This is a genomic window from Variovorax sp. V213, from assembly GCF_041154455.1.
Taxonomy (GTDB): domain Bacteria; phylum Pseudomonadota; class Gammaproteobacteria; order Burkholderiales; family Burkholderiaceae_C; genus Variovorax.
Genome location: NZ_AP028664.1, coordinates 3,774,905 through 3,785,941, shown reverse-complemented (window position 1 = coordinate 3,785,941; position 11,037 = coordinate 3,774,905). Strand labels below are relative to the sequence as shown.

Annotated in this window: 14 protein-coding genes; 11 read left to right on the top strand and 3 right to left on the bottom strand. The window is 66.3% G+C overall.

Annotated elements, in window-relative coordinates; all coding sequences use genetic code 11:
- The first annotated feature begins 114 nt into the window (after window positions 1–114).
- Genes ACAM55_RS18085 through ACAM55_RS18070 form a run of 4 tightly spaced genes read left to right on the top strand, consistent with a single transcriptional unit; the run spans window position 115 to window position 3,304 of the window.
- Complete coding sequence (locus tag ACAM55_RS18085) at window positions 115–1,212, top strand: RluA family pseudouridine synthase (protein ID WP_369652862.1); 1,098 nt, start codon at window positions 115–117, stop codon at window positions 1,210–1,212.
- Window positions 1,205–1,876, top strand: coding sequence for an HAD-IIIA family hydrolase (locus ACAM55_RS18080; RefSeq protein WP_369652861.1), 672 nt, complete (start codon window positions 1,205–1,207; stop codon window positions 1,874–1,876). Before ACAM55_RS18085 ends, ACAM55_RS18080 begins: the two co-directional genes overlap by 8 nt.
- Before the next feature lie 10 nt (window positions 1,877–1,886).
- Window positions 1,887–2,258 carry a Rieske (2Fe-2S) protein gene (locus ACAM55_RS18075; protein ID WP_369652860.1) on the top strand — a complete coding sequence of 124 codons (372 nt, stop codon included), beginning with the start codon at window positions 1,887–1,889 and terminating at the stop codon, window positions 2,256–2,258.
- 2 nt (window positions 2,259–2,260) lie between these two features.
- On the top strand, window positions 2,261–3,304 hold the full coding sequence (locus ACAM55_RS18070) for a S49 family peptidase (protein ID WP_369652859.1): 1,044 nt from the start codon (window positions 2,261–2,263) through the stop codon (window positions 3,302–3,304).
- Window positions 3,305–3,311: 7 nt separating this feature from the next.
- On the opposite strand, the gene ACAM55_RS18065 is transcribed toward ACAM55_RS18070, so the two are convergent.
- Genes ACAM55_RS18065 through ACAM55_RS18055 form a run of 3 tightly spaced genes read right to left on the bottom strand, consistent with a single transcriptional unit; the run spans window position 3,312 to window position 5,805 of the window.
- Window positions 3,312–4,463 (bottom strand): MFS transporter, encoded by a 1,152-nt coding sequence (locus ACAM55_RS18065; protein WP_369652858.1) that lies wholly within the window; start codon window positions 4,461–4,463, stop codon window positions 3,312–3,314.
- A 2-nt stretch (window positions 4,464–4,465) separates the two neighbouring features.
- Window positions 4,466–5,227 (bottom strand): SAM-dependent methyltransferase, encoded by a 762-nt coding sequence (locus ACAM55_RS18060; RefSeq protein WP_369652857.1) that lies wholly within the window; start codon window positions 5,225–5,227, stop codon window positions 4,466–4,468.
- Window positions 5,224–5,805 (bottom strand): nucleoside triphosphate pyrophosphatase, encoded by a 582-nt coding sequence (locus ACAM55_RS18055; RefSeq protein WP_369652856.1) that lies wholly within the window; start codon window positions 5,803–5,805, stop codon window positions 5,224–5,226. Before ACAM55_RS18055 ends, ACAM55_RS18060 begins: the two co-directional genes overlap by 4 nt.
- Before the next feature lie 82 nt (window positions 5,806–5,887).
- Between ACAM55_RS18055 and ACAM55_RS18050 the strand changes: the two genes are divergently transcribed.
- The 7 genes from ACAM55_RS18050 (at window position 5,888) to acpP (ending at window position 11,023) form a co-directional block, all read left to right on the top strand.
- Window positions 5,888–6,445, top strand: coding sequence for a DUF177 domain-containing protein (locus ACAM55_RS18050; protein ID WP_369652855.1), 558 nt, complete (start codon window positions 5,888–5,890; stop codon window positions 6,443–6,445).
- Window positions 6,446–6,591: 146 nt separating this feature from the next.
- Window positions 6,592–6,774 (top strand): 50S ribosomal protein L32, encoded by a 183-nt coding sequence (rpmF, locus tag ACAM55_RS18045; protein WP_007830466.1) that lies wholly within the window; start codon window positions 6,592–6,594, stop codon window positions 6,772–6,774.
- Between the two features lie 61 nt (window positions 6,775–6,835).
- Window positions 6,836–7,933, top strand: coding sequence for a phosphate acyltransferase PlsX (plsX, locus tag ACAM55_RS18040; protein ID WP_369652854.1), 1,098 nt, complete (start codon window positions 6,836–6,838; stop codon window positions 7,931–7,933).
- A complete protein-coding gene (locus ACAM55_RS18035; protein WP_369652853.1) occupies window positions 7,933–8,910 on the top strand; it encodes a beta-ketoacyl-ACP synthase III in 978 nt (325 codons plus the stop codon). Before plsX ends, ACAM55_RS18035 begins: the two co-directional genes overlap by 1 nt.
- 51 nt (window positions 8,911–8,961) lie before the next feature.
- Window positions 8,962–9,915, top strand: coding sequence for an ACP S-malonyltransferase (gene fabD / locus ACAM55_RS18030; RefSeq protein ID WP_369652852.1), 954 nt, complete (start codon window positions 8,962–8,964; stop codon window positions 9,913–9,915).
- Between the two features lie 25 nt (window positions 9,916–9,940).
- Entirely contained in the window at window positions 9,941–10,684 is a 744-nt protein-coding gene (gene fabG / locus ACAM55_RS18025) for a 3-oxoacyl-ACP reductase FabG (protein ID WP_093018790.1), read from the top strand.
- A gap of 99 nt (window positions 10,685–10,783) precedes the next feature.
- The gene (gene acpP, locus ACAM55_RS18020; RefSeq protein WP_007830471.1) at window positions 10,784–11,023 is read left to right on the top strand and encodes an acyl carrier protein; all 240 of its coding nucleotides are present in this window, start codon (window positions 10,784–10,786) and stop codon (window positions 11,021–11,023) included.
- The last annotated feature ends 14 nt before the right edge of the window (window positions 11,024–11,037 follow it).

Here is an 11,037-nt window from a genome sequence, read left to right as displayed (position 1 = left end):
CGCGGGGTTTGCAGTCTCGGCGCCAAAGCGGCATCGACCTCGCAGCGTTGTCCTGGGTGTTTGACTGCAGTGATCTAAACTTCTGTCTAATCAAGCACTTACACGACCGCGCTGGTGAAAAACATTATAGGTGCGAAGCAAAGCCCTGCGGCCACTCCAAATCCCGCAGATCAAAAAGCCGCGGCCGATGCCGGAGCGCCGCACGCGTCCATCAAATTCATTACTGTGGATGCGGAGTCCGCCGGGCAACGGCTGGACAACTTCCTGTTCCGCCATCTGAAGGGCGTGCCCAAGACGCATGTCTACCGGATCATCCGGTCGGGGGAGGTGCGCATCAACAAGGGGCGGGCGCAGGCCGACTCCCGCATCGAGGCCGGCGACGTGCTGCGGCTGCCGCCGGTGCGGATATCGCCGCGTGCCGAGGAGGGCGCCGCGCCGCCTGCGCCGGCGCGCGAATTTCCGGTGCTGCTGGAAGACGACGCGCTGATTGCCATCGACAAGCCCGCCGGCGTGGCGGTGCATGGCGGCAGCGGGGTGAGCTTTGGCGTGATCGAGCAGCTGCGCACGGCACGGCCGGCCGCGAAATTCCTGGAACTGGTGCACCGGCTCGACCGCGAGACCTCAGGCATCCTGCTGGTGGCAAAGAAGCGCAGCGCGCTGGTGGCGCTGCAGGACCAGTTCCGCGAGCGCGAGACGGGCAAGACCTACCTCGCGCTGGTCGAAGGTGCCTGGCCCGCCAACAAGAAGGTGCTCGACGCGCCACTTGCCAAATACCTGCTGCCGGGCGATGGCGCAGGCGCTGGCGAGCGCCGGGTGCGCGTGGTCGCCAAGGACCATCCCGATGCCATGCGCGCGGTGACGCTGGTGCGCGTGCTGGCGCGGCTCACGCTGCCGGGCGATGCCGCGCCGCTGTCACTGCTGGCGGTCACCATCAAGACCGGCCGCACGCACCAGATCCGCGTGCATCTTGCATCGGCCGGCCATGCGATTGCGGGCGACGACAAGTACGGCGACTTCGAACGCCAGCGCGCGTTGCAAAAACTCGGCCTCCGGCGCATGTTTCTGCATGCCTGGCGATTGCAGTTCAACCATCCCGCGACCGGCGAGCGCGTGGCGCTGCAAGCCGGCCTGCCACCCGAACTGCACGCATTGATGCCGCCCCAGGCGCTCGAGGCGCTTGCCCAACACCCGACTCCTACGGCCAATGACTGAATCTTCCAGACCCTTGCGTTTCGACCTGATCGCCTTCGATTGGGACGGCACTCTTTATGACTCCACGCGGCTCATCGTGCGCTGCATCCAGGCCGCCGTGATCGACGTCGGCGGCGCCAAGCCGAGCGAGAACGATGCCGCGTGGGTCATCGGCCTGGGCCTGGCGGAAGCCCTGGCGCGCGCGGCCCCCGATGTGCCGAAGGAAAAATACGCCGAACTCGGCGCGCGCTACCGCTATCACTATCTGCAGCACCAGGACGACCTCGTGCTGTTCGACGGCGTGCTGCAGATGATCGACTCCCTGCGCGCACGCGGCCACAAGCTGGCGGTAGCCACGGGCAAGTCGCGCCGCGGACTGAACGAGGCGCTGAAGTCGGTCGCGCTGCGTGACCGCTTCGATGCTTCGCGCACGGCCGACGAGACTTTCGGCAAGCCGCATCCGCGCATGCTGCTGGAACTGATGGAAGAACTCGAGGTTCCGGCCAAGCGCACGCTGATGATCGGCGACACCACGCACGACCTGCAGCTGGCGCTCAATGCCGGCTGCGCCAGCGTGGGCGTGAGCTACGGCGCGCACGAGCCCGAGAGCTTCGACGAGCTGAAGCCGTTGTTCGTGGCCCACTCCGTGGCCAGCCTGGAAGCATGGCTTCTGGACAACGCCTGAAAATCTCGCCATGAGCGAAGAAGAGCCTGTTCCCTTCTGCAATGCATCGGACCTCGTCGAAGGCGGCCGGGCCGTGCCTTTCGATGTGGTCTACGGCGGCGAAACCTGCCGCGCCTTCGCGGTGCGCTTCGAAGGGCAGCCGCATGCCTATCTGAATCGATGCAGCCACGTGGCCATGGAACTCGATTTCCAGCCTGACCGCTTCTTCGACGACAGCGGCCAGTGGCTGCTCTGCGCCACGCACGGCGCGGTCTACAAGCCGGACACCGGCGAATGCGCCGGCGGCCCGTGCCGCGGCGGCCTCGTGAAGATCGCCCTCAGCGAACGCGACGGCGTGGTGCACTGGCATACTGCCTGGAACCTCCACCCCCTGACTTTTTGACAATGACCGACCCGAACCGCACGGAACCCGAAGGTTTTGATCCTTTTGAGCCGGCCACTCCCATCGCGTCCTCGCAGGGCGCGCCAAGAAACATGGCCAAAGACCCGACGCAGCGCCCAGGGTGGGAGCGCGCAACGCTCGAGAAACTCGCCTTCGCTTCCCTGAACGAGCAGAGGGCCGCGCGCCGCTGGAAGACCTTCACGCGTCTTTCGTGGCTCGCCTTCTTCATCTTCCTGGTCTGGCTCGCGATGTCGCGCAACGCGCCGAGCGCCGCCAAGACCACGGCCCACACCGCGGTTGTCGAAATCAAGGGCGAGATCGCCAACGGCGGCGACGCCAGCGCGGAATTCGTGGTGGCCGCAATGAAGACCGCTTTCGAGGACGAGGGCGCCAAGGGCATCGTGCTGCTGATCAACTCGCCCGGCGGGAGCCCCGTGCAGGCCGGCATCATCAGCGACGAGATCAAGCGCCTGAAGGCCAAGCACAAGAAGCCGGTCTACGCGGTGGTCGAAGAAACCTGCGCCTCGGCCGCCTATTACATCGCTGCCGCCACCGACAAGATCTTCGTCGACAAGGCCAGCATCGTCGGCAGCATCGGCGTGCTGATGGACGGGTTCGGCTTCACCGGCGTCATGGACAAGGTCGGCGTCGAGCGCCGTTTGCTGACGGCCGGCGAGAACAAGGGCTTCCTCGACCCGTTCAGCCCGATGAGCGACGCACAGCGCGCCCATGCCCAGGCCATGCTGAACCAGATCCACACCCAGTTCATCAACGTGGTGAAGGCCGGGCGTGGCGACCGGCTCAAGCTCGACACCCCGGGGCTCTTCAGCGGCTTGTTCTGGAGCGGCGAGCAAGCCGTCGCGTTCGGCCTGGCCGACCAGCTCGGCAACGTGGACTACGTGGCGCGTGAAGTGATCAAGGCCGAAGAGGTGACCGACTACACGCGGCGCGACAACGTGGCCGAAAAGCTCGCCAAGAAATTCGGCGCCGCGATGGGCGACGCCACCGTGCGTTCGCTGCAGTTCGCCACGCCGGCGCTGCGCTGAGGCCGGCTCAGCTTGGGTCGCCGCTGTCCGTGAAACGGGCCGAGGCGGCCAGCGCCACCGCGAAAACCACGACCACGTAGAGCGCGGCTGTCAGCGAACTGGCCCGTGCCAGCAGGCCGATCACGGCCGGTCCGGCCATGAAGCCCAGGTAGGCGATGGCCGAGACGGCCGCAATGCCCGTTGCGGCTTCGACGCCGGGCACGCGGGCCGATGCGCCGAACAGGATCGGCACCACGTTCGCGAAGCCCACGCCCACCCCCGCGAAGCCGACCAGCGCGAGCCAGGGCAGGTCGGTCAGCAGAACCAGGGTCATGGCCGCCGCCGCGAGCACGCCGCTGCCGAGCAGCAGTGCAGCGGGCGAGAAGCGGGCACGCATCGCATCGCCAGCGAAACGCGCGGCTGCCATGGCGGCCGAGAAGCTCGCATAGGCCAGCGCGGCCTGTTTCTGCGGGCTGCCGAGTTCCTGCTGCATGTAGAGCACGCTCCAGTCGTAGATCGCGCCTTCGGCGATCAGGCCCAGCGCGGCAAGCACGCCCAGCACCGCGAGTACGCCGCGAGGCAGCCGAAATGCGTGGTCGGCCGGGGATGCATCGCTTGCGGCAGGCGGCCTGGGGAGCATGTGCCACGAAGACACGGCCACCACCAGCACCATGGCCGCCGCAACCCACAGCAGATGGGCCTGGGCCCCGAGCCCGGCGGCCAGTGCCGCACTGCCGCTCGCGGCGCCGGCCATGCCGCCCAGGCTGAACATGCCGTGCATGCCGCTCATCAGCGGTTTGGCGCCATGCAGCTCGAGCTGCGCCGCCTCGGCGTTGATGGCCACGTCGAACACGCTGGTGACAAGGCCGAAAGCCCCCAGCAGCACCAGCAGGAAGAGGTAGCCGGGCATCGCGATCAGCCCCGCCAGCAGCATTGCGTAGACGCAGCCGCACAGGGCGGCCATGCGCCGCGGGCCGTGGCGGCCGATCCAGCGTCCGGCGCTGGTCAGGCCGAACATCGCACCGGCACCGGCCGCGAGCATGGCCAGTCCCAGCTCGGCTTCATCGATGCCGTAGTGCGTCTTGACCGTTGGAACGTGCACGCCCCAGGTCGCAAAGATGAAGCCGGAAGAAAAGAACTGCGCGCGCGCGGCCCAGCGGGTGCCGGCAGTCACCACCATCGTCAGCGCCCGATCGCGAATACCGCAGGCAGGCGTTCGTCCGCCGGGCCTTGCGCCTTGGAGCGCCAGGCCTTTACCGTTTCGCTGCGCACCTGGGCTGAGGCGAGCGTCAGCCCGCGCGCCACGGCGAGCCGGGTGTTGTGCTGCAGCGTTTGCACCAGCGCTTGAAGCAGCGCCGCATTGCGGTAAGGGGTCTCGATGAACAACTGCGTCTGGCCGGTCTTGAGGGCCAGTGCCTCGAGTTCCCGGATTCGAATCTGGCGCTCGCCCGAATCCTGCGGCAGGTAGCCGACGAAGGCAAAGTTCTGTCCGTTGAGGCCGCTGGCCGCCAACGCGAGCAGCAGCGACACGGGGCCGGTGAGCGGGACCACGGCAATGCCAAGGTCGTGCGCGGCGCGCGCCACCGAGGAGCCGGGGTCGGCCACCGCCGGCATGCCGGCTTCGCTGAGCAGGCCGATGTCGTGGCCTTCGAGTGCGGCGGCCAGCAATGGCTTGGCATCGAACTGGCCGGCATGGTCGCCCTTCTTGTGCACCTCGCGCGGGAGTTCCCGGATGTCTTGTGCCTGCAGGGGCGCGGCCAGCGGGACGACGGCATCGATGCGCTTCAGATAGGCGCGCGCCGACTTGGCGTTCTCGCAGATCCAGTGGGTGATGCCGGCGGCAGCCTGCAGCGTACCGAGTGGCAGGGCGTCCTGCAGGGGCGCCTGCGCGTCGCAGCCGAAGTCCAGCGGCGCGGGCACCAGGTAGAGCTTGCCCCGGGTCACAGCAGATCGACCCCGGCGGAGCGCAGCATCCGGCAGGTGCGGATCAGCGGCAGGCCGACCAGGGCGGTCGGGTCGTCGCTGTCGATCGCACTCAGCAAGGCGATCCCCAGGCCTTCGCTCTTGGCGCTGCCCGCGCAGTCGTAGGGTTGCTCGGCCTGCAGGTACTGCTCGATGGCCGCATCGCTGAGTTCGCGGAATACCACCCGAACCGGCGCCAGGTCGCGCTGGACGAAGCCCGTGGCCTGGCAGACGACGGCCACGGCGGTCTGGAACACCAGCGTCTGGCCGCGCATCCGGCGCAGCTGGGCCGTGGCGCGTGCGTGGTCGCCCGGCTTGCCGAGCGCCTCGCCGGCGAGGTCGGCCACCTGGTCCGAGCCGATCACCACGGCCTCTGGAAATCGCGCGGCGACGGCCTGGGCTTTTTCCAGCGCCAGGCGCTCGGCCAGTTCGCGGGGGGTCTCTCCGCTCCGGGCGGTTTCGTCGACTTCCGGGGCATGCACGTCGAAGGGCAGGTGGAGTCGGGCCAGCAGTTCGCGGCGGTAGCGCGAGGTCGAGGCAAGGATCAAGGGGCGTTGCATGGCGACGATTGTGCGTGAGCTGCGAGAAAGCCTTTGGCGGCGCCGCGCCAATTCCCGCGGCCGGCGCGCTAGACTGGTGTGGATGAAGAGAGAATTTGTTCCCGAACGGCTCGACGTGGCCGCCTTTGCCGCCGAAGCCGCTGCGCTTTCAGCCGACGATCCCGTTCCCAACTATCCCCGCCTGGCGCAGGAACTGGCCTCGCCGGCGCCTGAAGCCGTGATCAGCTGGGAAGCCGTTGGCGAGCAGCGCACCGGGGCCTTGGGCAAGGCCGAGCCCTGGCTGCACCTGGTGGCCGAGACGACCGTGCCGCTCGTTTGCCAGCGCTGCCTGGCGCCGGTGGACACGCTTGTTGAATCGGACCGCTGGTTCCGTTTCGTGGCCGACGAGGCCACGGCCGACGCCGAGGACGACGAATCGGAAGAAGACCTGCTCGTCGTGAGCCGCGATTTCGACCTTCACGCCTTGATCGAGGACGAGCTCCTGATGGAAATTCCCGTCATGCCGGTACACGAGGTCTGCCCCACGCCGATCCAGCTGTCGTCCAGCGACGAAGACTTCAAGGCCGCCGAAGAAGCCAAGCCCAACCCCTTTGCGGTGCTCGGCGCGTTGCGTTCGCGCAAGCCGGAAGAGGGCAAGTAGCCCTTTTCTCCAGGCTGGGCTATAATCATGGGCTTCGCGCGCGCCGCCGTGAGCAGCAAGACAGACCAAGGCATTCCATACATGCCCCTGTATTGCCACCGCAAGAGAGCGCATCCAATCACTCACCTAACAGTCCAGGAGCCATCATGGCCGTCCAGCAAAACAAGAAGTCGCCTTCCAAGCGCGGCATGCACCGTTCCCACAATGCGCTGGTCGTGCCCGGCATCGCCGTGGAACCGACCACCGGCGAAACGCACCTGCGCCACCACATCAGCCCCAACGGTTTCTACCGTGGCCGCCAGGTGCTCAAGAACAAGTCCGAAGCCTGATCTCGCATCCCAAGGCCAAGGCCCGAAGCTACTTTTGCCGTAGCGTCGGGCCTTTGTTTTGATGGCTACGCCTTCTTCCCCCGAATCCACTGCTGCGCCTTCCGCAATCACGCTCGCCGTCGATTGCATGGGAGGCGATCATGGGCCGCGCGTCACGCTCGCGGCCTGCCGCGCGTTCCTCGAACGGCACAGCGAAGCCTCGTTGTTGCTGGTCGGTGCGCCTGCCGCATTGGCCGGGTTTGCTGCGCATCCGCGTGCCCGCATCGTTGCCGCCAGCGAAGTGGTGGGCATGGACGATCCCGTTGAAATTGCCCTGCGCAAGAAGAAGGACTCTTCGATGCGTGTCGCGATCCAGCAGGTCAAGGACGGTGCGGCCCAAGCGGCCATTTCGGCCGGCAATACCGGCGCCCTGATGGCCATTGCGCGCTACCTTCTGAAGACGCTCGACGGCATCGACCGCCCTGCCATTGCGCCACAGCTTCCGAACGCCAAGGGCGGCGCCACCACGGTGCTGGACCTGGGCGCCAATGTCGATTGCGATGCCGAAGACCTGCTCCAGTTCGCCGTGCTCGGCTCAGCCCTGGTCTCCGCGCTCACCGGCAACGAAGCCCCGTCGGTCGGGTTGCTCAACATTGGCGAGGAAGCCATCAAGGGCAGCGAAACGATCAAAAAAGCGAGTCAACTGCTGCGTACGGCTGCCAACTCGAAGGATCTGAACTTCTACGGCAACGTGGAAGGTAACGACATTTTCAAGGGCACGACAGATATCGTCGTCTGTGACGGTTTCGTAGGAAACGTCGCGCTGAAGGCCAGCGAAGGCGTGGCCTCGATGATCGGTGAATTCATTCGCATCGAGTTTTCGCGGAACATCTTGACCAAAGTGGCGGCAATTGTTGCTTACCCGGTGCTAAAAGCATTTAAAAATCGATTGGACCATCGTCGATACAACGGCGCCGCCCTGTTAGGCCTGCGCGGCCTGGTTTTCAAGAGCCATGGCTCGGCCGACGAAGTGGCTTTCGGACATGCGCTGGATCGCGCTTATGATGCCGCTCGCAACAACCTGCTCGATCGCGTGCGGGCCCGCATCGCTCACGCCGCGCCATTGCTTGCGCGGCAGGAGCCCGCGGTGCCAGCCGACGCGACGGCCCTTCACGTTTGATGAGCCCTTATTCACGCATCACCGGCACCGGCAGCTATCTGCCGCCGCGCCGGGTGACCAATGACGACCTTGCCAAGGAATTGGCAGCGCGCGGCATCGAAACCTCGAACCAATGGATCGTCGAGCGTACCGGCATCCATGCGCGGCACTTCGCGGCGCCCGAGGTCACGAGCAGCGATCTCGGCCTCGAGGCTGCCAGGCACGCACTCGAAGCCGCGGGCCGCAAGGCTGAAGACATCGACCTGATCATCGTCGCGACCTCGACGCCCGACATGGTGTTTCCTTCGTCGGCGGCCATTCTCCAGAACAAGCTCGGCATTGCCGGCTGCCCGGCATTCGATGTCCAGGCGGTCTGCAGCGGCTTCGTCTATGCGCTGACCGTGGCCGACGCGATGATTCGCACCGGCAGCGCGCGCTGCGCGCTGGTGGTGGGCGCCGAAGTGTTCTCGCGCATCCTCGATTTCAACGATCGCACCACCTGCGTGCTGTTCGGCGACGGTGCCGGCGCAGTGGTGCTCGAAGCCAGCGACGAGCCTGGCATCCTCGCAAGCGACCTGCATGCGGATGGCAAGCACGTCGGCATTCTTTGCGTGCCGGGCCACGTCTCGGGCGGCAATGTGCTGGGTACGCCGCTGCTGCACATGGACGGGCAGGCCGTGTTCAAGCTGGCGGTGCGCGTGCTCGAAGATGCGGCCCGTGCCACGCTTGCAAAGGCAGGCAAGACCGAAGCCGACATCGACTGGCTGATTCCGCACCAGGCCAACATCCGCATCATGGAAGGCACGGCCAAGAAGCTGAAGCTTCCGCGCGAGAAGCTCATCGTCACGGTCAATGAGCATGGCAACACCTCGGCTGCCTCGATTCCGCTGGCACTCGACGAGGCCGTGCGGTCCGGCAAGGTGAAGAAGGGTGAAACCGTCATGCTCGAAGGCGTGGGTGGCGGCTTCACCTGGGGCGCGGTGCTATTGAATCTGTAGTCATTGCAATGCCCTCGCAGGGCGCGGCAGTGCGACATGACGCTTGAAACAATGAAATCCTTTGCTTTTGTCTTTCCGGGCCAGGGCTCGCAGGCGGTCGGCATGCTCGACGCCTGGGGCGACCACCCGGCCGTGGCCGAAACCCTGCGCGAAGCCTCCGAGGCGCTGGGCGAAGACGTCGCGGCGCTGATCAAGAACGGCCCCAAGGAAGAACTGGCGCTCACCACCAACACCCAGCCGGTGATGCTGGTGGCCGGCGTCGCCGCCTGGCGCGCATGGCTGGCCGAAGGTGGCGCGGCCCCTTCCGTCGTCGCCGGACATTCGCTGGGCGAGTACTCCGCGCTGGTCGCGTCTGGCGTCCTCACTCTGGCGCAAGCCGCGCCGCTGGTGCGTTTTCGGGCGCGGGCCATGCAGCAGGCCGTGCCGGTCGGAGTGGGGGCCATGGCCGCCGTCCTCGGCATGGAAGCGGCCAAGGTGGTGGCGGGCTGCGCGGAAGCGACCGCGACCTTCGGCACCGGAAGCGCCGAGATCGTCGAGGCAGTGAATTTCAACGACCCGATGCAGACCGTGATCGCGGGCAGCAAGGCGGCCGTCGACAAGGCCTGCGAGCTGCTCAAGGCCAACGGCGCCAAGCGCGCACTGCTGCTGCCCGTGTCGGCACCCTTCCATTCGAGCCTGATGAAGCCCGCCGCCGAGGCGCTGCGCGAAAAGCTGACCACGATCTCGCTCGCCGCGCCGCAGATTCCGGTGCTGAACAACATCGACGTGGCCGTTGAAACCGATCCCGAACGCATCCGCGACGCCCTGGTGCGCCAGGCGGCCGGGCCGGTTCGCTGGGTTGAAAGCGTGCAGGCCTTGAAACTGCGCGGTGTAGCCGCCATCATCGAGTGCGGGCCGGGCAAGGTGCTGGCCGGCATGGTCAAGCGCATCGCCCCCGAACTCGAAGCCGCGTCGGTGTACGACCCGGCGACTCTCGCGGACACCCGACAACTGCTCGCCGGCTGAACGGCGCAAGGCCCCCGATACTTTTATGAGCATTCCCAAATTCGAAGGGCAAGTCGCCCTGGTCACCGGCGCGTCGCGCGGCATCGGCGCAGCAATTGCGCTCGAACTGGCGCACCGCGGCCTCAAGGTGGTCGGCACCGGCACCACCGAAGACAGCGCAGCAAAGATCACCTCTGCCCTGAGTGCCTTCGACGGCCGCGGCCGTGCGCTCAACGTGAACGACGCCGCAGCCGTCGAAGCGCTGATCGACGAAATCGTGCAGGCCTACGGCGCCATCCACGTGCTGGTCAACAATGCCGGCATCACGCGCGACACGCTCGCCATGCGCATGAAGGACGACGATTGGGATGCGGTGCTCGACACCAATCTCAAGGCCGTGTTCCGCCTGTCGCGTGCGGTCATTCGCCCGATGATGAAGCAGCGTTACGGCCGCATCATCAGCATCACGAGCGTGGTCGGCGCCTCCGGCAATGCCGGCCAGGCCAACTACGCGGCCGCCAAGGCCGGGGTCGCGGGCATGACCCGCGCGCTGGCCCGCGAACTCGGCAGCCGCAACATCACGGTCAACTGCGTCGCGCCGGGCTTCATCGAGACCGACATGACCGCCAGCCTGCCGGAAGCCCAGCAACAGGCGCTGCTCCAGCAGATCCCGCTGGGCCACCTGGGCAAGCCGGCAGACATCGCGCATGCAGTGTCCTATCTTGCATCGCCCCAGGCGTCTTACGTGACGGGGCAGGAGCTGCACGTCAACGGCGGCATGCACATGTAGCCGCAAGGCGCAAACTTTTCCCGTACCGGGTGCACGGCAAATGCCACAATGCGCCCGGCTAAAATCCACCGATTACCTACAACCCTCAGAGGGAACCAAATGAGCGATATCGAAGCACGTGTCAAGAAAATCATCGCCGAGCAACTCGGCGTGGAAGAGTCCCAAGTAACGAACGAAAAGGCTTTCGTGGCCGACCTCGGTGCGGACTCGCTCGACACGGTCGAACTGGTGATGGCACTCGAAGACGAGTTCGGCATCGAGATTCCCGATGAAGACGCCGAGAAGATCACCACGGTGCAAAACGCCGTCGACTACGCCACCAAGAATCAAAAGGCCTGATCGGGCCAGCTGGA